The 19,488-nt window shown below is 67.2% G+C and carries 12 protein-coding genes and 1 other RNA gene; 6 read left to right on the top strand and 7 right to left on the bottom strand.

The genetic code is table 11. The features are described from left to right. Positions 1 to 92: 92 nt before the first annotated feature. Positions 93 to 1,709 (top strand): FecR domain-containing protein, encoded by a 1,617-nt coding sequence (locus METUNV2_RS0113305; RefSeq protein WP_018229960.1) that lies wholly within the window; start codon positions 93 to 95, stop codon positions 1,707 to 1,709. Between the two features lie 67 nt (positions 1,710 to 1,776). Next, positions 1,777 to 4,668: an EAL domain-containing protein gene (locus METUNV2_RS0113300; RefSeq protein ID WP_018229959.1), complete on the top strand. Its 2,892-nt coding sequence runs from the start codon at positions 1,777 to 1,779 to the stop codon at positions 4,666 to 4,668. An 85-nt stretch (positions 4,669 to 4,753) separates the two neighbouring features. On the opposite strand, the gene METUNV2_RS0113295 is transcribed toward METUNV2_RS0113300, so the two are convergent. Then, positions 4,754 to 5,527, bottom strand: a complete 774-nt coding sequence (locus tag METUNV2_RS0113295) for a phasin family protein (protein ID WP_018229958.1) — start codon at positions 5,525 to 5,527, stop codon at positions 4,754 to 4,756. Positions 5,528 to 5,593: 66 nt separating this feature from the next. Further along, complete coding sequence (locus METUNV2_RS0113290) at positions 5,594 to 7,159, bottom strand: acyl CoA:acetate/3-ketoacid CoA transferase (RefSeq protein WP_232415675.1); 1,566 nt, start codon at positions 7,157 to 7,159, stop codon at positions 5,594 to 5,596. A 167-nt stretch (positions 7,160 to 7,326) separates the two neighbouring features. Here METUNV2_RS0113290 and clpB point away from each other — a divergent pair, with 167 nt between their 5' ends. From clpB to METUNV2_RS0113275, 3 genes are all read left to right on the top strand, one after another. Next, complete coding sequence (gene clpB / locus METUNV2_RS0113285; RefSeq protein ID WP_018229956.1) at positions 7,327 to 9,915, top strand: ATP-dependent chaperone ClpB; 2,589 nt, start codon at positions 7,327 to 7,329, stop codon at positions 9,913 to 9,915. Positions 9,916 to 10,232: 317 nt separating this feature from the next. Continuing rightward, the gene (locus METUNV2_RS0113280) at positions 10,233 to 11,207 is read left to right on the top strand and encodes an IS110 family transposase (protein WP_018229955.1); all 975 of its coding nucleotides are present in this window, start codon (positions 10,233 to 10,235) and stop codon (positions 11,205 to 11,207) included. 230 nt (positions 11,208 to 11,437) lie between these two features. Further along, on the top strand, positions 11,438 to 12,397 hold the full coding sequence (locus METUNV2_RS0113275) for a tRNA dihydrouridine synthase (protein WP_018229954.1): 960 nt from the start codon (positions 11,438 to 11,440) through the stop codon (positions 12,395 to 12,397). A 184-nt stretch (positions 12,398 to 12,581) separates the two neighbouring features. Here the strand turns inward: METUNV2_RS0113275 and ssrA are convergent. The 5 genes from ssrA to METUNV2_RS0113255 all read right to left on the bottom strand — a co-directional run bounded on the left by ssrA (position 12,582) and on the right by METUNV2_RS0113255 (position 16,685). Continuing rightward, positions 12,582 to 12,944: a transfer-messenger RNA gene (ssrA, locus tag METUNV2_RS19680) on the bottom strand. Positions 12,945 to 12,975: 31 nt separating this feature from the next. After that, positions 12,976 to 13,635: an HAD family hydrolase gene (locus METUNV2_RS0113270; protein ID WP_018229953.1), complete on the bottom strand. Its 660-nt coding sequence runs from the start codon at positions 13,633 to 13,635 to the stop codon at positions 12,976 to 12,978. Next, on the bottom strand, positions 13,628 to 14,335 hold the full coding sequence (gene ubiG, locus METUNV2_RS0113265; RefSeq protein ID WP_018229952.1) for a bifunctional 2-polyprenyl-6-hydroxyphenol methylase/3-demethylubiquinol 3-O-methyltransferase UbiG: 708 nt from the start codon (positions 14,333 to 14,335) through the stop codon (positions 13,628 to 13,630). Before ubiG ends, METUNV2_RS0113270 begins: the two co-directional genes overlap by 8 nt. A 128-nt stretch (positions 14,336 to 14,463) precedes the next feature. After that, the gene (locus tag METUNV2_RS0113260) at positions 14,464 to 15,213 is read right to left on the bottom strand and encodes an OmpA family protein (RefSeq protein ID WP_018229951.1); all 750 of its coding nucleotides are present in this window, start codon (positions 15,211 to 15,213) and stop codon (positions 14,464 to 14,466) included. A gap of 140 nt (positions 15,214 to 15,353) precedes the next feature. Beyond that, entirely contained in the window at positions 15,354 to 16,685 is a 1,332-nt protein-coding gene (locus METUNV2_RS0113255) for a TRZ/ATZ family hydrolase (RefSeq protein ID WP_018229950.1), read from the bottom strand. A gap of 176 nt (positions 16,686 to 16,861) precedes the next feature. On the opposite strand from METUNV2_RS0113255, the gene gyrA reads away from it, so the two are divergent. Beyond that, positions 16,862 to 19,480 carry a DNA gyrase subunit A gene (gyrA, locus tag METUNV2_RS0113250; protein ID WP_018229949.1) on the top strand — a complete coding sequence of 873 codons (2,619 nt, stop codon included), beginning with the start codon at positions 16,862 to 16,864 and terminating at the stop codon, positions 19,478 to 19,480. Positions 19,481 to 19,488: the final 8 nt, after the last annotated feature.

The raw sequence follows: 19,488 nt of genomic DNA, 5'->3' as shown, positions 1-19,488 counted from the left end.
AGCAGGGTCGCCGTGATGCATTTTGATGTGTATCGGGTAGCGCACAGGCATAGAATCCCGCAATTGCCTTTCGGGAGAAGGTCTTGTCTGCAGTGCGCTCCGCCGCGGCCCCGGGTCGTGCCCTTGCCTGCTGTCTGCTGCTCGCCGCACTGCCGGCCGCTGCCGCCGATTTCGCCTATGAAATCCGGGCTGGCGACAATCCGTGGAACCTCACCCAGCGCTATCTGAAGGATCTGTCCTACTGGCCGCGCATCCAGCAGTACAACCGGATCGCCGAGCCGCGCCGGCTGCAGCCGGGCGCGCGCCTGCTGATTCCGGAACAGTGGCTGAGGCTGCAGACCCGCGAGGTGCGGATCGATGCCCTGCACGGCGAGGTGGCGCTGACCGGTGCTGACGGCCTGCTGCGGCCGGCCCGTGTCGGCGACCTGCTGGCGCCCGGCATGAAGCTGGTGACCGGCGAGGCGGGCAGTGCCGCACTGGCCTTTGCCGACGGCAGCCGGGTGCAGTTGCGGCCGCGCAGCGAACTGGGCGTGCAGCAGTCGGCCGATTTTGCTGCCGGCGCCGGCAGCTGGGTGCGGCTTGAACTGCTGCGCGGTTCGGTGGACAGCCTGATCGCACCGCGCAGCGGTCCGGCCGGGCGCTTCGAAATCCAGACCCCGGCCGCAGTGGCCGCGGTGCGTGGCACCCGGTTCCGGGTGCATGCCGACGGCGATGCCGCGCGCAACGAAACGCTGGAAGGCCGGGTGGCCTTCGGCAACGCTGCCGGCGAACAGTCGGTCACGGCCGGTCAGGGTTCTTTCGCCCGCACCGGCGTTGCGGCCACCGCGCCGCGCACGCTGCTGCCGGCACCGGCGCTGCCGCCGCTGTTCGCCGACCGGCTGCCGATCAACCGGCCATTTCCGGCGCTCGACGGTGCCACCGCCTACCGGGTGCAGATCGCGGGCGATGCCTCCTTCGATACCGTGCTGATCGATGGCTTCGGTCCCGCGGCCGCCGTGCGTGCGGCCGATCTGCCAGATGGCGAGTACCGGGTGCGGGTGCGCGGCATCGACGGCGACGGCTTCGGTGGTCTGGATGCCGACGCCGTGCTCACCGTCGATGCGCGGCCGGAGCCGCCGGTGCTGGTCGAACCGGGGCCGGATGCCCGGGTGAGCGACCAACAGCCCACGCTGCGCTGGAGCCGCGCCCGTGCCGACGAGCGCTGGCGCCTGCAGATCGCATCGGATGCCGCGTTCTCGAGCCTGCTGATCGACCGTGATGAGCTGAGCGAACCGTCCTTCCGGCCGGAAGCGCCGCTGCCGCCCGGCATCTGGTTCTGGCGCATCGCCAGCCGCAATCCGGACGAAGGCGTCGGCCCGTTCAGCGACGCGCAGTCCTTCCGTCGCCCGCCGCCCGGCCCGGCGATGGAGCCGCCGCAGGCCGGCCCGGAAGGCCTGGCGCTGCGCTGGCGCGATGCCGGCCCCGGCATGCGCTACCAGATACAGATCGCACGCACGCCAGATTTCACCGCACCCGAAGTCGATGCACGCACCGACAGTCCGGCCTGGCTGCTGAAGGACGCGCAGCCGGGCGTGTGGCATCTGCGGGTGCGCAGCTTCGCGCCCGACGGTTTCGAGGGCGACTGGGCGCCCACCCAGGCGGTCACCGTGCCCGAGCCGGCGCCCGCCTTCCGCCCGTGGTGGCTGCTGCCGCTGCTGTGGCTGATCTGAAGCCCGCCATGCCGCGCCGATACGCACTCTCTTCAGGCCCGGCACAGCGCCGGCAGGGCAGGGTGGCATGAACCGGCGCCGGCAGCTGGTGCGTTCGCTGGTGGATGTTTACCGGCTGCCCTGGCTGCTGGCACTGTGCGTTGCGCTGGCACTGTGGCTGGCCGCGCCGCTGTCGGTGGCCCGGCTCGATCTGCTTCTGTACGACCTGTTCAGTGTCGAACTGCTGTTCGAGCCGCCGGCCGGCGGCGGTGGCGACACCCGCCTGCCGGTCGTGGTGGCGATCGACGACGCCAGCCTGCACGCGCTGGGTCCCTGGCCCTGGCCGCGCAGCCGGCACGCCGAACTGCTGGACCGCCTGTCGCGCGCAGGCGTGGCCGGCATCGGCTACAGCGTGCTGTTTGCCGAAGCTTCGGACGACGCCGCCGGCGATGCCGCCCTGGTCGACGCGGTGCGCCGCGCCGCCAATGTGGTGCTGCCGGTCGCGCCGCTGGCGCTGGACGGCGGTGGCGTCGGGGCGCTCGAACCCTGGCCGGAACTGGCTGCCGCCGCAGCCCGGCTCGCCCATGTCGATGTCGAGATTGACGCCGACGGCCTGTCGCGCCGGCTTTTCCTCGAAGCCGGCGCCGGCAGTACGCAGTGGCCGGCGCTGTCCTGGGCGCTGATCGACGTGTCGCGCAAGTCTCGGCCCCTGGCCGGCCTCGGTGGGCGTCGCTCAGACCCCGGTCCGGCCGCCGGTCTGTGGGTGCGCGACCACGAGGTGCTGGTGCTGCCGGCCGAATCCTGGCCGCCGGCCCAGATATCGGCGGCCGATCTGCTGGCCGGCCGGGTGGCGCCGCATCTGTTGCGCGGACGCAGTGTGCTGGTGGGCGCGACTTACACCGGCGCCGGCGGCACGCTGAATACGCCGCTGTCGGCGCTGGCTGCGCCGATGCCGGCGGTGGAATTCCACGCCCGTGCTTACGCCGCGCTGCGCAACGACCGCTACGCCACCCAGCTGTCGCCGATCTGGTCGCTGCCGGCCACCTGTGCGGTGCTGGCACTGCTGTGGTGGCGCCGCCCGCACGCCCGTGTGCGTGACCTGTTCGCGGTGCTGCTGGCGGTGGCGCTGCCGCTGCTGCTGAGCGCCGCCCTGCTGGCTGGTCTGCGGGTGTGGCTGGCGCCGGCCGCGGTCACGCTGGGGCTGGCGGTCGGCGCGCTGCTGTGGGGCACGGTGCGTACGCTGGATCTGGCGCAGCGGCTGCGGCGCGCGAACGCGCGCGCCCATGCCACGCTGCACGCGATTTCCGACGCGGTGCTGCAGTTCGACCGCAACCTGAACATCCATTACCTGAATGGCAAGGCTGAGGCGCTGTGTGCCTGCCGGCTGGAGCAGGTGCGCGGCGGCGGGCTGGACAGCCTGCCGGCGATCGAGCACGCGCTGCGCGAAACGCTGCAGTCGCTGCTGCAGCGCTGCCGCGACCAGGCCTGCGAACAGACGGTGTCCGGCCACGTGCAGATGCCGGCCGGCCGTTACGGTCCGGCGCGTGCGCTGCGGCCGGGTGCCAGTCCGCTGTTCGGGCGCGGCGGCCGGGTAGAGGGGGTGGTGCTGGTGCTCAGCGACGTGTCGGACACCGTGGCTGCGGCCGACAAGCTGGCCCATCAGGCGACGCACGACGCGCTGACCGGCCTGCCCAACCGGGTGCTGCTGCGCGACCGGCTGCGTCAGGCTCTGGCGCAGCGCGAGGCCGGCATGGTGGCGGTGCTGTTCGTCGATCTCGACCGCTTCAAGCGCATCAACGACAGCCTGGGCCACCAGCAGGGCGACAAGGTGCTCACCACGCTGGCCAGCCGGCTGCGCACCGTGTGCCGGGTCGGCGACACGGTGGCGCGCTGGGGCGGCGACGAATTCATGATCATCCTGCAGGGTCTGGCCGACCGTGACGCGGTGGCCCGGGTGGCGGCCAAGGTGATGCAGGCGGTGGGTCAGGTGATCACGCTGGACGACGTCGATTTCCGCTTCTCGTGCAGCATCGGCATCGCGATCGCGCACGAGGACAGCGACGACGCCGACGTGCTGTTCGCGATGGCCGACACCGCGATGTACCGCAGCAAGTCGCAGTCGGGTGCGGCCATCCATTTCTACGCGCATGACATGAGTGCCGGTACGCGTGACTGGATAGAACTGGAAGCCGACCTGCGCAACGGCCTCGACGACGACCGGTTCGAGGTGCATTACCAGCCACAGTACGAACTGGCCACCGGCCGGCTGGCCGCGTTCGAGGCGCTGCTGCGCTTCCGCCGGCACGACGGCCTGCTGCTGCTGCCCGGCGACTTCATCGCGGTGGCGGAAGAGTCCGGCCTGATCGAGTCCATCGGCGACTGGGTGCTGCAGGAGGTGACCTTGCAGATTGCCGACTGGTCGCGCCAGGGGCTGGCGGCGGTGCCGGTGGCGGTCAACGTGTCGGCGCGGCAGTGCCTGGGCCGTTCGCTTGCGCGGCGGGTCGAACAGGCGCTGCGGCAGTCGCGCATCGCACCTTCGCTGCTGCGGCTGGAACTGACCGAAAGCACCGCCATGGGCGATGTGGACCACGTGGCCGCGCTGCTGGCCGACATCCGCGCGCTGGGCGTGCATCTGTCGGTAGACGATTTCGGCACCGGCTATTCGTCGCTGTCCTACCTGAAGCGCTTCCCGATCGACGAACTGAAAGTGGATCGCTCCTTCGTGCGCGATCTGGTGACCGATCCGGATGACGCGGCCATCGTGCGCGCCACCATCGCGCTGGCGCACGGGCTGGGCATGCGGGTGGTGGCCGAAGGCGTGGAAACGGTCGAGCAGCTCAATCTGCTGGCCAGCCACCAGTGCGATCTGGTGCAGGGCTATCTGTTTTCCAAGCCGCTGCCGGCGGAAACCGTGGTGGCCGAAGGCCTGCTCGCGCCGGCGGAGGCGCCGGTGCGCAATCTGAGGCTGATCCGCTCCTGAGCGGCCGGTTGCCCGGTCGCCCAGGGGGATCGATCAGGCGCCTGAATCAGGAATCCGAATCAGGCGCCCTCATCCGGCGATTCGATCAGGCCGACGGCTTCTTGCGTGCGGCCGGTTTGGCGGCCGCCTTCGGTGCGGCGGCCTTGGCTGCGGGTTTCGCGGCCGGTTTTGCGGCCGGTTTTGCCGCCGCTTTCGGGGCGGCCTTGCTCGCAGACTTGGCGGCTGCAGGCTTTGCGGCCGGTGCAGCCTCGGTGGCTGCACGCACTGCGGCTGCGGTGGCGGCGGTCGCTGCGCTGGTGGCCGCCGAAGCGGCGGAAGCCGCTGCGTTTGCCGCTGCCGTGGCGGCCGCAGCCGCCGTTTTCGGTGCCGCGCTGGCCGCAGTGCCGAATTGCTGGAAGGCGGTGCGCGCCACCGAACTGATCTGTTCGAAGGCGCTGCGCGCCTTGTCCATCGCTTCCTGCATCGAACCCATGGACTGCTGGCTGTTGATCGGCATGCCGGCCAGCATCTTGCGCAGGCTGTCCATCAGGTCGGTGCCGCCGCTGTTGAGCTGTTCGCCGACCAGACGGCCGAATTCCGCCTGCGTCTCGGCGGTGATTTCGGCTATCTGGCGTGCGCAGCCCAGCATCTTTTCGGTGGTGTTGCGTGCCAGCCGGGCGCGCAGTTCGACCTGAGCCACCGGTTCCCGGGTTTCAGATACCGCACGGGCGTTGCTGACGCTTTCCTCGAACAGGGCGCGGGCGGTGTCCACCTGCAGCTGCATGATGCGCTGCGAGTTGTCCATCGACAGCTGGGCCAGACGCATGGCGGCTTCGATGTTCTTCTTCTGCAGCTCTGACATCTGTTCGGTCTTGTTCATCGTGCGCAACTCCTCTCTGGGTGGGGAACTGTTCGTCGGTCGACCGCGCCGTCGTGCGCCGCAGCTTCAGGACGATCCATCCGCATTGTGCCGCCACTGTGCGGCCAGTGCCATGACGCTGTCGGCAAAAAGCCGCGTCTCCATCGGGCGCAGCAGCGGCGACACGCGCGGCGTGAAATCCATGTGGGCGAACACGCCGCGCGCGAGGTCGATACCCGGCGCGATTTCAATCACTTCCAGGCCGTCTTCCGCCAGCCGGAACACCGCACGCTCGGTCACGTACAGCACTTCCTGCCCGCGCCGGCGCGCTTCACGGCCGCTGAAGGTGCGGTGTTCGACCGCCTGCACGAACTTGCGGCTGCGCCCTTCGGTGCGGATGTCGAGCCGGCCGTCGCGCACCGCGATGTCGGCGTCGCCGGCGGTGAAGCTGCCGACGAACACCAGCCTGCGCGCGTTCTGCGAAATGTTGATGAAGCCGCCGGCGCCGGCCAGACGGTGGCCGAAGCGCGACACGTTCACATTGCCTTCGGCGTCGGCCTGAGCGAGACCGAGGAAGGCGATGTCCAGGCCGCCGCCGTCGTAGAAATCGAACTGGTAGGGCTGGTCGATTACCGCCTGGGTATTCACCGCAGCGCCGAAATCGAGGCCGCCGGCCGGTATGCCGCCGATCACGCCGGGTTCGGCGGTCAGCGTCAGGTCGTCCATCAGGCCTTCTTCGGCCACCACCGCGGCCACGCCCTCCGGCATGCCGATGCCCAGATTCACCACGTGGCCCGGCTGCAGTTCGAGTGCGGCGCGGCGGGCGATCACCTTGCGGATGTCCAGCGCCATCGCCGGCAGCGCTTCGGCGCCCAGCCGGGTTTCACCGGCATAGGCCGGGCTGTAGGCGGTGGCGAAGGTCTGCTGATGGTGCTCAGGCGGCGACACGACGACGCAATCGACCAGCACGCCCGGCACCTTCACCTGGCGCGGGTTCAGTTCGCCGCGGCCGATCGTGCGCTCGACCTGCACGATGACCAGACCGCCGCTGTTGTGCGCCGCCATGGCGACCGACAGCGCCTCCTGGGTCAGCGCTTCGCGCTCCATCGTCATGTTGCCGTCCGGGTCCGCGGTGCTGCCGCGCACCAGTGCGACGTGAATCGGGAAGGCCTTGTAGAAGAGGAAATCCTCGCCGCCGATCTGCATGCGCTGCACCAGATCGGCGGTGGTGATCGCGTTGATCTTGCCGCCGCCGTGCAGCGGATCGACGAAGGTATCCAGCCCGACCCGGGTGAGCTGGCCCGGCCGGTGTGCGGCGATGTCGCGGAACAGCTGGGAAATGACGCCCTGCGGCAGATTCCACGCCTCGATGCGATTGCTCACCGCCAGCGCCTGCAGCCGCGGCACCAGCCCCCAGTGGCCGCCGATCACGCGCTTTACCAGACCGGCGTGCCCGAAGTGGTTCAGCCCGCGGTGCTTGCCATCGCCCTGGCCGGCGGCGTACACCAGCGTGAGGTCGCGCGGCGCGCCGCTGTCGAGGAAGCGCTGTTCCACTGCGATCGCCAGATGTTCGGCGAAGCCGATGCCGACGAAGCCGGTGGTGGCCAGCGTGGCGCCATCCGGAATGCGCGCCACCGCGTCGGCGGCGCTCATGATCTTGCTGTTGTGGGGCGGCGTCTGCGGCATCGGAAGCGTGTGGCGTGCGATGACATCACTTTACCGGACGTGACCGCCGCATTTGACCGGCATCAAGCGTTTGCCGGTTGAAAAGCGGATCGTTTGCCCCAGATAGCGTCCAGATCAAGTTCACGGAGGCGTTCATGCGTTTCGACAAGCTCACCACCAAATTCCAGCAGGCGCTGGCCGATGCCCAGAGCCTGGCGGTCGGTCGCGACCACCAGTACATCGAGCCGGCCCACCTGATGCTGGCGCTGCTGAATCAGGACGACGGCTCGACCGCGTCGCTGTTGCAGCGTGCCGGCGTCAATGTCGCGCCGCTGAAGAAGGCGGTGGATGAGGCGCTGTCGCGCATCGCCACGGTCGAGGGCCACGGCGGCGAGGTGCAGATCGGTCGCGATCTGACCAATCTGCTCAATGTCGCCGACCGCGAGGCGCAGAAGCGCGGCGACCAGTTCATCGCCTCGGAAATGTTCCTGCTCGCCGCCACTGCGGACAAGGGCGAACTGGGCCGTCTGCTGAAGCAGGCCGGGCTGGAGCGCGCCGCGCTGGAAAAGGCGGTGGAACAGGTGCGCGGCGGCTCGTCGGTCGGTTCGGCCGAAGCCGAAGGATCGCGCGAGGCGCTGAAGAAGTACTGCATCGACCTGACCGAACGCGCCGCCCAGGGCAAGCTTGACCCGGTGATCGGCCGCGATGACGAAATCCGCCGCGCGATCCAGATCCTGCAGCGGCGCACCAAGAACAATCCGGTGCTGATCGGCGAGCCCGGCGTGGGCAAGACCGCCATCGTCGAAGGGCTGGCGCAGCGCATCGTCAATGAGGAAGTGCCGGAAACGCTGAAGGGCAAGCGCGTGCTGGTGCTGGACATGGCCGGCCTGCTGGCCGGCGCCAAGTTCCGCGGCGAATTCGAGGAGCGGCTGAAGTCGGTGCTGAACGAGGTGGCCAAGGACGAAGGCCGCATCATCCTGTTCATCGACGAAATCCACACCATGGTCGGCGCCGGCAAGGCTGAGGGCGCGATCGACGCCGGCAACATGCTGAAGCCTGCGCTGGCGCGCGGCGAACTGCACTGCATCGGCGCCACCACGCTGGACGAATACCGCAAGTACATCGAGAAGGACGCCGCACTGGAGCGCCGCTTCCAGAAGGTGCTTGTGGACGAGCCCACGGTGGAGGCGACCATCGCCATCCTGCGTGGCCTGCAGGAGAAATACGAACTGCACCACGGCGTCGACATCACCGATCCGGCCATCGTCGCCGCGGCCGAACTGAGCCATCGCTACATCACCGACCGCTTCCTGCCGGACAAGGCGATCGACCTGATCGACGAGGCGGCGGCGCGCATCAAGATGGAAATCGACTCCAAGCCGGAGTCGATGGACAAGCTCGAACGCCGCATGATCCAGCTGAAGATCGAGCGTGAGGCGGTGAAGAAGGAAAAGGACGAGGCGTCCATCCGCCGGCTTGGCCTGATCGAGGACGAACTGGTCAAGCTGCAGCGCGAATTCAACGATCTGGAAGAGATCTGGAAGGCCGAGAAGGCGCAGGTCGTCGGCAGCGCCCACATCAAGGAAGAGATCGAGAAGGTGCGGGTGCAGATGGCCGACCTGCAGCGCAAGGGCCAGTTCGACAAGCTGGCCGAGCTGCAGTACGGGCGTCTGCCGGAACTGGAAGCGCAGCTGAAGCAGGCCGAGAAGAACGGCGGCGACGCGAAGCCGCAGAACAAGCTGCTGCGCACCGAAGTGGGCGCAGAGGAAATCGCCGAGGTGGTGTCGCGCGCGACCGGCATTCCGGTCAGCAAGATGATGCAGGGCGAGCGCGAAAAGCTGCTGAAGATGGAAGACCGCCTGCATCAGCGGGTGATCGGTCAGGACGAGGCGGTGCGCCTGGTGTCGGATGCCATCCGTCGCTCGCGCGCCGGCCTCAGCGACGAGAACCGCCCGTACGGCAGCTTCCTGTTCCTCGGCCCGACCGGTGTCGGCAAAACCGAACTGTGCAAGACGCTGGCCGAATTCCTGTTCGATTCGGAAGAGCACCTGATCCGCATCGACATGAGCGAATTCATGGAGAAGCACTCGGTGAGCCGCCTGATCGGCGCGCCGCCGGGCTATGTCGGTTACGACGAGGGCGGCTATCTGACCGAGGCGGTGCGGCGCAAGCCCTACAGCGTCATCCTGTTCGACGAGGTCGAGAAAGCGCATCCGGACGTGTTCAACGTGCTGCTGCAGGTGCTGGACGACGGTCGCATGACCGACGGCCAGGGCCGCACGGTGGATTTCAAGAACACGGTCATCGTGATGACCTCCAACCTCGGCAGCCAGATGATCCAGCAGATGGCGGATTCCGATTACGCCGTGGTCAAGCTGGCGGTGATGGGCGAGGTGAAAACCTTCTTCCGGCCGGAATTCATCAACCGGATCGACGAAGTGGTGGTGTTCCACGCGCTGGACGAACGCAATATCCAGAGCATCGCGAAGATACAGCTCGCCTATCTGGAAAAGCGCCTGGCCAAGCTGGACATGGGCCTGCAGGTATCGGACGCGGCGCTGGCCGAGATCGGCAAGGCCGGCTTCGACCCGGTGTTCGGCGCACGGCCGCTGAAGCGCGCGATCCAGGAACACATCGAGAACCCGCTGTCGAAGCGCATCCTCGACGGCAGCTTCGGGCCGAAGGACGTGATCGCGGTCGACGCCGATGCGGCGGGGCACTTCAGCTTCCGCAAGCCGGGCTGAGCGAGGCGGCTTCACCTGCCGTGCCGCGTGATGCGCTCGCGGGCGCGGCAGAGCGGGCTCTCCATTCACAGGCTGAATCGCGGCGGGGGCGCCGCTTGTATGTTCATCTACGGCAAGCGTAGTAGTGGACGCTTATCGGGCGGAGGGACGAGCGCCGCATCTGACGGCAAGCACGTACAGACAGTGGGAGAGATGTCCCGCCTTCACCCCCGAGCACCGATGAGGAATCCTTCGGACCGCGTCCGTCACGGTACCGACCATATCCTGCAAGCCTGTGCCCAGGTGACCCCGACAAGCCCTTCAACCATAGTCCGGAGGTGCTCATCGTGACAAGTCAGACCGAATCCCCCCGCTTTGGCATCGACGTCTCCAAGCGCTGGCTGGACATCGCCGAGTACGGCCGCTCGCCGGTGCTGCACATCGACAACACCGCCCAGGCCATCCGCGGCTGGCTGCGCACCTTGCCCCCGGGCGCCTGCCACATCGCCTGCGAATCCACCGGCACCTACCACCGCGCGCTGGTCGAGCTGCTCATCGGCGCCGGTCATCGGGTGTATCTGATCGACGGCTACACGCTGTCCAGATACCGCGACACGCTGGGCCAGCGTGCCAAGACCGATCGGCACGACGCGGGGCTGATCGCCCGCTATCTCGCCCACGAAGGGGCGCGTCTGCGCCCGTTCTCGCTGCCGCCCCGTGCGGTGACCGACCTGCGCGCCCTGTTGCGCCGTCGCGCCACCCTGGTGCGTTGCCTGGGCCGCATGCGTCAGAGCATGGAGGAGCTGCCCGGCTTCACCCGCCAGGTGCGGGCCGTCACCGAGCGGATCCAGGCGCTGATCAAACGGCTGGAGCAGCGCATCGCCGCGCTGATCGGCACCAGCGGCTGGGGCGACCCGTACCGGCGCATCCTGAAGGTTGAAGGCATCGGCACACTCACCGCCGCCGGTCTGTGCGCCACCTTCCACCGCGCCCCATTCGGCCGGGCCGATGCCTTCATCGCCTTCCTCGGCCTGGATGTGACCGTGCGTCAGTCGGGCACCCAGCGCGGACGCGGGGTGCTCAGCAAGAAGGGCGATGCCGAGATGCGCCGCCTGCTCTACAACGCCGCCATGGCCGCCAGCCGATCCAGTACCTGGCAGCCCTTCTACCAGCGCATGCTCCAGCGCGGATTCAGCCGCACCCAGGCGCTGGTCGCTCTGGCCAGAAAGCTCGCAAGGGTCGCCTTCTCGCTAATGAAGAACGCCTCCGACTACGTCCCTCAACAACACGAAAACGCTTGCGCTCAAACATAGAATCTCCCACGGCATCTGCCACGCGCGCTGCCGTTCCTGTGGGAGCGGCGCCCCCGCCGCGATCCGGCCGGTTGATTGCGCACAATCTTCCGATCGTTGCGGAGTTCAGGCGAGTGCCGTGCCACCGCCGTCCCCGCCTGCTGGGCGATAATCCGGCCTCGCCGTCCGCTTTTCCGCCCATGTCCCCGCCGCCCGTTTCCGCTGTTTCGCCCCGCCTGCTGCTTGCGCCGATGGAAGGGCTGCTCGACGCGCGCCTGCGCGCCGAGGTGACCCGGCTGGCGCACTACGACTGGTGCGTGACCGAATTCGTGCGGGTGACCGACGGCGTGCTGCCGCCGCGAAGTTTCCAGCGGGTGGCGCCCGAACTGCACACCGCGTCACGCACTGAAGGCGGCGTGCCGGTGCGGGTGCAGCTGCTGGGTTCCGACCCGCAGCAGCTGGCGGCCAATGCCGACCAGCTGGCCCGCCTGAAGCCGGCCGGCATCGATCTGAATTTCGGCTGTCCGGCACCGACCGTAAACCGTCACCGCGGTGGCGCGGTGCTGCTGGACGAACCCGAGCTGCTGCACGACATCGTGTCCGCGGTCGGCCGCGCAGTGGCCGGTCGCGTGCCCTTCACCGCCAAGATGCGGCTGGGCGTGCGCGACACCTCGCGCGCGATCGAAGCGGCGCAGGCCCTGGCCGGGGGCGGGGCCGACATGATCGTGGTGCACGCCCGCACCAAGCTCGACGGCTACAAGCCGCCTGCCCACTGGCCGTGGATCGCGCGCATCGCCGAGGCGGTGCCGGTGCCGGTGGTGGCCAATGGCGAAATCTGGAGCGCGGACGATTACCTGCGCTGCCGCAGCGAGAGCGGTCTGCGCGACGTGATGCTGGGGCGCGGTGCGGTGGCCGACCCGTTGCTGGTTGAACGCATCCGTGCGCGGCTGGCAGGCGACGATGAGGGTGATCCGGCGCGCGACTGGCCGCGCATCGCGCCGGCGCTGACCGGTTACTGGCAGCGCGTGCTGGCTCATGTCGAGGCCCGGCATGCGGCTGGCCGGGCCAAGCAGTGGCTCAATCTGTTGCGCCGGACCTACCCGCAGGCGGAAACGCTTTATCAGGCGCTGCGCCCGGTACGGGACAACGCAGCGGTGGCACGGATGCTGGAGGAAGCGGTTGCCTCAGCCCGGGTTCAGGCGCCGGATTGAGGGCGTACTCCCTGGTGAGGCGGCCATGCGCAGGAATCGGGGGCAGGTCGTCCGCTTCTGCGGGCAATACGTGCTGTTCCGCCCGTAGGGCGTGAGACCTCAGTGGCATGCCGGTCAAGCTTTCGTGCCGAGCGGATGGCACAAACGAAAAACCCACTGACGAGTCAGTGGGTTATCGCATTCTTGGTGGAGGCGGCGGGAATCGAACCCGCGTCCGCAAGCCCTACGCAGACAGTTCTACATACTTAGCCTGGCCATTTGATCTAACCCGTCACCCGCCGACCTGGCAGGCTGATGAAAGGCGATCCGCTGAATTTTCGTGATGCACCACGCGGCAGAGTGCACCCTTACTTTAGCTGTTAATGGCGCTGCGACCGGTTGCCCGGCCCGACCCGCTAATCAGTCGGTGCAGCGTCCGGCCTTAAGCGGCCAGAGCGTAAGATTGGTCGTTGGCGACTATCTAATTTTCGGTTGGATTTACGAGGTACTCCGACCCTCGGTATGCCCTGCGCTGTTTCGCGACCCACGTCGAGACCAGGTCGCCCCCAGTCAGCGGTAGATGGTATCACCTTGACCGATTACAAGAGGGTCAGAAGTTCCAGCGGGTGGTGGATGGTGTGGTCGGCGCCCCATTCGCTGTGGTGCCGGGCGCAGCCGAGATAGCCGAAGGCGGCGGCCACCGAAGGCATGCCTGCGGCCTGCGCTGCCTGTATGTCGCGTTCGTCGTCGCCGACATACAGGCAGATCGCGGCGTCGACGCCCAGTTCTGACGCCGCAAGCTTCAGTCCGGCCGGATCCGGCTTCGGTACCGGAACGCTGTCGCCACTGACGATGCTGGTCGCCCGCTCATGCAGCCCGAGTTCGCGCATCAGCGGCACGGTGAAGCGCGCCGCCTTGTTGGTCACCACGCCCCAGGGGATGCCCGCCTGCTCGAGTCGGGTGAGCACTTCGCCCATGCCGTCGAACAGCCTTGTGTCGACGCACAGCGCCGATTCGTACAGCGCCAGGAAGCGTTCTGCCAGCGCCGCGTAGCGCGGGTCGTCCGGCGTGATGCCGAAGCCGGCGCCGATCAGCCCGCGTGCGCCGGCCGAGGTGTGCGGCCGCAGCGTTTCAGCCGGCAGTTCGTCCAGTCCCTGTTCCAGCCGCAGCCGATTCAGCGCGCCGCCCAGATCGGGGGCGGTGTCGGCCAGCGTGCCGTCGAGGTCGAACAGCACGCCGCGTATGTGCACTTCACTCATCGCGCACGCACCGCATCAGGTAATTGACCGCAGTGTCGCGGCCGAGCGAATACACCTTGGTGAGCGGGTTGTAGCTCATGCCCAGCAATTCCGCTTCACGCAGGCCCACCGCTCGCGCGTCGCGCGCCAGTTCGGACGGTTTGATCATTTTTTCGTATTCATGAGTGCCGCGCGGCAGCAGACGCAGCAAGTATTCCGCCCCGACGACCGCGAACAGCCAGGACTTCGGATTGCGGTTCAGCGTGGAAAAGAACACGGTGCCGCCGGGCCGGACCAGCGTGGCGCAGGCCCGTACGATGCTGGTCGGGTCCGGCACGTGTTCCAGCATTTCCATGCAGGTGACCACGTCGTACTGACCGGGGCGTGCGGCAGCGTGGTCTTCCGCCGACTGCAGAAGGTATTCCGCCTTCTGTCCGCTTTCCAGCAGATGCAGCCGCGCCACCGAAAGCGCCTTTTCTCCGAGGTCGATGCCGGTCACCGTGGCGCCGCGTACCGCCATGCTTTCAGCCAGGATGCCGCCGCCGCAACCCACGTCCAGCACCCGTTTGTCGGCCAGGCCGACGCAGCGGTCTATCCAGTCGAGGCGCAGCGGATTGATGTCGTGCAGCGGCTTGAATTCCGATTCCGGATCCCACCAGCGGTGGGCCAGCTCGGAAAATTTTTCCAGTTCGAGCGGGTCGGCATTCAGATGTGTGGTCATGTGCGGAAGACAGTCCTGTGCGGGGCGGGGTTTCCCGGAAAGGGCAGAATGTTAAGCCTTCGGCCGGAGCCAGGGCGAAAAAAAGCCCTGCACGTGTGCAGGGCTTTTCGTGAGACCGGGGAACCCGATTACTTCTGGGTGCCGATGATCTCGATTTCCACGCGGCGGTCCGGCTGCAGGCAATCCACCAGCTTCTTGTTGCTGCGGTGATCCTTGCCCAGCTTCTTGCAGCTGTCGCCGGTCACCGGCTGGGTTTCGCCCTTGCCTTCGGTGTACACGCGGTTGGCTTCAACGCCCTTGCTCACCAGGTAATCCTTGACGGCGGCAGCACGCTTTTCCGACAGGGTCTGGTTGTACTTGTCCTTGCCGATGCGGTCGGCGTGGCCAACGGCGATGATTACTTCCAGGTCGATCGAGCTGAGCTTGCTGACCGCTTCGTCGATCTTGGACTTTCCTTCCGGACGCAGGGTGGCCTTGTCGAAGTCGAACAGGGCGTCGGCCGACAGGGTGATCTTCTGTGCGGCGGGCTTCGGAGCCGGAGCGGCGGCCGGAGCGGCGGGCTGTTCAGCCTTCGGAGCCGGGGCGGCAGCCGGAGCCGGCTTTTCGCACACGTCCTTCGGCAGCAGGTCCTTGTCGCAGGCGCAGCCGACTTCCGGCACCGACGCGGCGTAGGCCGGGGTCCAGTAACCGGTTCTCCAGCACAGGCCGGTGGCGCTGCGGGCGACCACGCCGCGGGCGTCGATCACGTAGGGAATGTGTGCCTTCAGTTTCGGATCGACCTTGATGTCTTCGATGGCCGAGGCGGTGGAGGAAGCGAAACCGGCCGTGGCGGCCAGCAGGGCGATGAGCAGCGGTTTTTGCGTCAGTTGTTTGAGCATGATCCCCTCTTATGAAACTTGAAGCGGTTGTCAACCGGCCTGCCCGCCTGCCTTGGACCTGACAGGCAAAACTGGCGGCAAACCCGCATTGAACTGCGGATATGCCGGGCGGCAATCCAGAAAATAAGAGCCGCAAGCCGTTATAGAGCCACCTGATTTTGCCACAGGCGCGCGCGCGCCTTCAAATCATTGTTGTGCAGGTGCAACAAATTCCCCTGCGCTACGCGCGCTGTACCTGCGACCCAAACATCGGTCACGTGTTCCCGGCCGGCAGCATATACAAGGTGGGAAAGTGGCGAATAGCACGGGCGGGTTTCCGCCTCATCAAGGCTGATGGCGCACAGGTCCGCGCTCTTTCCGGGACGGATTGATCCGGTTTCGTGTTCGATGCCCAGCGCACGCGCGCCGCCGAGCGTTGCCATGTGCAATAGCCGGTCGGCCGGAAGGGCGGCCGCATCGCCGCTGGTCAGTTTGGCCATCAGACCTGCGTGCCGCATTTCCTGGAACAGGTCGAGGCGATTGTTGCTGGCCACGCCGTCGCTGCCCAGGCCGGTATTCACGCCGGCGGCCAGCAGGGCGGACATCGGGCTGGCGCCGCTGGCCAGTTTCATGTTCGACGTCGGGCAGTGGGCGACGCTGGCACCCTGGCGGGCCAGCAGTGCGATGTCCGCGTCGTCCAGATGTATCGCGTGTACCGCGATCAGCTCCGGCCCGACCAGGCCGAGACGGTGCAGGCGTTCCAGCGGGCGCACACCATGTTCGCTCAGGCTGCGTTCGATTTCGTCGCGGGTTTCATGCACGTGCATGTGGATGGGCAGCGACAGCTGTTCGGCCAGCGTACGGATGCGCTCGAAAGTGCCATCCGACACCGTGTAGGGCGCGTGTGGCGCGAGCGTGAAATGCAGCAGGGGTTCGTGCTTGAAGCGGTCGCGCACCGCCAGTCCCTTGCTCAGGTACTGGTCGGCGTCGCTGGCCCAGGCGCTCGGGAACTCCAGCACGACGACACCCAGCGCAGCGCGTATGCCGGCTTCCAGCGCCGCTTCGGCGGCGGCGTCCGGGAAGAAGTACATGTCGCTGAAGGTGGTCACGCCACCGCGCAGCATTTCGGCGCAGGCCAGCAGCGTGCCGTCGCGCACGAAGTCGTGGCTTACGTGTTTCTGTTCGGCCGGCCAGATCCTTTCGGTGAGCCAGCGCATCAGAGGCAGGTCGTCGGCGTAGCCGCGCAGCAGGTTCATCGCGGCGTGTGCGTGCAGATTGACCAGACCGGGAATGAGCACGTGCTCGCCCAGCGTACGCAGCATCTGCGGGCGGTAGCGCTGGCGCGCCTGATCCGACGGCAGCAGGTCGAGGATGCGTCCGTTGCGTATCGCGACCGCATGGTGCTCGAGCACCTGGCCGGCCGGTTCGACCGGAATGATCCAGCGTGCTTCGATCAGCAGGTCGATGTCGATCGGCGTGACAGGGGCGTGCATGGCAGGGTGGGTCTATGGCGCGATGAGCAGGGCTGCGCAGTGTAGTCGGTCGGCCGCCGGTGCTGTGACCCGGAACGGCATACGGCTGCATGTTAAACTCCCGGTTTGGCTGAACAAACCGGCGTTCGCAGACCGGGTTCACTCCAACATACAGCCGACGTCCGTCCTATCCCCCGATGACCACATCTTTTGCCAAGGAAACGCTGCCCATTTCGCTCGAAGACGAGATGCGGCACTCCTACCTTGATTACGCGATGAGCGTGATCGTCGGCCGTGCGCTGCCCGATGTGCGCGACGGCCTGAAACCGGTGCACAGGCGTGTGCTGTTCGCGATGCACGAGGCGAACATCACCCACAGCCGCCCGTACGTGAAGTGTGCGCGCGTGGTCGGTGACGTGATGGGTAAGTACCACCCGCACGGCGACTCGGCGATCTACGACACGCTGGTGCGGATGGCGCAGGACTTCTCGCTGCGCTACACGCTGATCGACGGCCAGGGCAACTTCGGTTCGGTCGACGGCGACAACGCCGCGGCGATGCGTTACACCGAGTGCCGTCTGGACAAGATCGCGGCCGAACTGCTGGCCGACATCGACAAGGAAACCGTCGATTTCGGGCCGAACTACGACGGCAAGGAGCAGGAGCCGCTGGTGCTGCCCAGCCGCATACCGAATCTGCTGATCAACGGCAGCGCGGGCATCGCGGTCGGCATGGCCACCAACATTCCGCCGCACAACCTGGCCGAAGTGCTTGACGCCTGCCAGCTGCTGCTGGCCGAGCCGGACACGCCGATCGAGACGCTGATCGACATCGTTCAGGCGCCGGACTTCCCGACCAGCGGCCTCATCTACGGCCTGTCCGGCGTGCGCGAAGGCTATCTGACCGGCCGCGGCCGCGTCGTGATGCGTGCGCGCACCCACTTCGAGGACATCGACCGCGGCAACCGTCAGGCCATCATCGTCGACGAGCTGCCCTACCAGGTGAACAAGAAAACCCTGCTCGAGCGCATCGCCGAGCTGGTGAATGACAAGAAGGTCGAAGGCATTTCCGACATCCGCGACGAGTCCGACAAGTCGGGCATGCGCGTGGTGGTCGAGCTGAAGCGCGGCGAAGTGCCGGAAGTCATCCTGAACAATCTGTACAAGCTGACGCAGCTGCAGGACACCTTCGGCATGAATATGGTGGCGCTGGTCGACGGCCGCCCGCGCCTGCTCAACCTGCGCGACATGCTGGGCTGCTTCCTGTCGCACCGGCGCGAGGTGATCACCCGCCGCACCGTGTACGAGCTGCGCAAGGCGCGCGAACGCGGCCACGTGCTGGAAGGTCTGGCGGTCGCGCTGTCCAACATCGACGAAATCATCGCGCTGATCAAGGCGTCGCCGTCGCGCTCGGAAGCGCAGACCGCGCTGATGGCGCGGGTGTGGACGTCTACGCTGGTCGAACAGATGCTGACCCGCGCCGGCGCCGACGGCTTCCGTCCGGACGGACTGGACCCGGCCTTCGGTTCGTTCGCTGACGGCTACCGCATGTCGGACGTGCAGGCCAAGGCCATTCTCGACATGCAGCTGGCCCGCCTGACCGGGCTGGAGCAGGAAAAGATCACCGCCGAGTACCGGGAAGTGATCGAGCAGATCATCGACCTGCTCGACATCCTGGCCCGCCCGGAGCGGATCAACCAGATCATTTCCGACGAAATGCGCCAGATCCGCGAACAGTTCGGCGACGCGCGCAAGTCGGAAATCATCGTGCACACCCAGGACCTCGGCATCGAGGACCTGATCGCCCAGCAGGACATGGTGGTCACGCTGTCGCACGGCGGCTACTTCAAGCGTCAGCCGCTGGCCGACTACCGCTCGCAGAAGCGCGGCGGCCGTGGCAAGCAGGCGGCGGCGGTGAAGGACGACGATTTCGTCGACCAGCTGTTCGTCGCCAACACCCACGACTACATCCTGTGCTTCTCGAACCGCGGCCGCGTGTACTGGCTCAAGGTGTATGAAGTGCCGGAAGGTTCGCGCAACTCGCGCGGCAAGCCCATCGTGAATCTGTTCCCGCTGCTCGATGGCGAGAAGATCACTGCGGTGCTGCCGGTGAAGGAGTTCGACGAGAACCACTACATCTTCATGTCCACCGGTCGCGGCACGGTCAAGAAGACGCCGCTTACCGATTTCAGCAACCCGCGCAAGGCCGGCATCATCGCGGTCGATCTGGACGAAGGCGACGCGCTGATCGGCGTGGCCATTACCGACGGCTCGGACGACATCATGCTGTTCTCCGACGCCGGCAAGGCGGTGCGCTTCGCCGAGGCGGACGTGCGGCCGATGGGCCGTACCGCCCGCGGCGTGCGCGGCATGATGCTGGAAGACGGCCAGAGCGTGATCTGCATGCTGGTGTCCAAGAACGACGAACTGAGCGTGCTGACCGCGACCGAAAACGGCTTCGGCAAGCGCACCCGTGTTACCGAATATCCGAAGCACGGCCGCGGCACCAAGGGTGTGATCGCCATCCAGACCAGCGAGCGCAATGGCGGCGTGGTCGGCGCGGTGCTGGTGGAAACCACCGACGAAATCATGCTCATTTCGACTGGTGGCGTGCTCATCCGCACCCGCGTCGCGGATATCCGCGAAATGGGCAGGTCCACCCAGGGCGTGACGCTGATCAATCTGGATGACGGTACCCGTCTGGCCGGTCTTGAAAAGGTGATCGAGAGCGACAGCGAACAGGATCTGGAGCAGGAGGGCGAGCAGGACGCCGGCGGCGAGGTGGATGCCGAGGGCGAGGACGGCGGCGAGGCATAAGGCGGCCC

It is taken from the genome of Methyloversatilis universalis EHg5, assembly GCF_000378945.1.
Lineage (GTDB): Bacteria > Pseudomonadota > Gammaproteobacteria > Burkholderiales > Rhodocyclaceae > Methyloversatilis > Methyloversatilis universalis_A.
This window is presented reverse-complemented; position numbering and strand designations above follow the sequence as displayed.

Excerpts from the sequence above, each read along its gene's own strand:
- METUNV2_RS0113275 (WP_018229954.1), top strand. The coding sequence starts at position 11,438 with ATGGAAGGGCTGCTCGACGCGCGCCTGCGCGCCGAGGTGACCCGGCTG.
- gyrA (WP_018229949.1), top strand. The coding sequence starts at position 16,862 with ATGACCACATCTTTTGCCAAGGAAACGCTGCCCATTTCGCTCGAAGAC.
- METUNV2_RS0113270 (WP_018229953.1), bottom strand. The coding sequence starts at position 13,635 with ATGAGTGAAGTGCACATACGCGGCGTGCTGTTCGACCTCGACGGCACG.
- METUNV2_RS0113260 (WP_018229951.1), bottom strand. The coding sequence starts at position 15,213 with ATGCTCAAACAACTGACGCAAAAACCGCTGCTCATCGCCCTGCTGGCC.
- METUNV2_RS0113255 (WP_018229950.1), bottom strand. The coding sequence starts at position 16,685 with ATGCACGCCCCTGTCACGCCGATCGACATCGACCTGCTGATCGAAGCA.
- clpB (WP_018229956.1), top strand. The coding sequence starts at position 7,327 with ATGCGTTTCGACAAGCTCACCACCAAATTCCAGCAGGCGCTGGCCGAT.
- METUNV2_RS0113295 (WP_018229958.1), bottom strand. The coding sequence starts at position 5,527 with ATGAACAAGACCGAACAGATGTCAGAGCTGCAGAAGAAGAACATCGAA.
- ubiG (WP_018229952.1), bottom strand. The coding sequence starts at position 14,335 with ATGACCACACATCTGAATGCCGACCCGCTCGAACTGGAAAAATTTTCC.
- METUNV2_RS0113300 (WP_018229959.1), top strand. The coding sequence starts at position 1,777 with ATGAACCGGCGCCGGCAGCTGGTGCGTTCGCTGGTGGATGTTTACCGG.
- METUNV2_RS0113290 (WP_232415675.1), bottom strand. The coding sequence starts at position 7,159 with ATGAGCGCCGCCGACGCGGTGGCGCGCATTCCGGATGGCGCCACGCTG.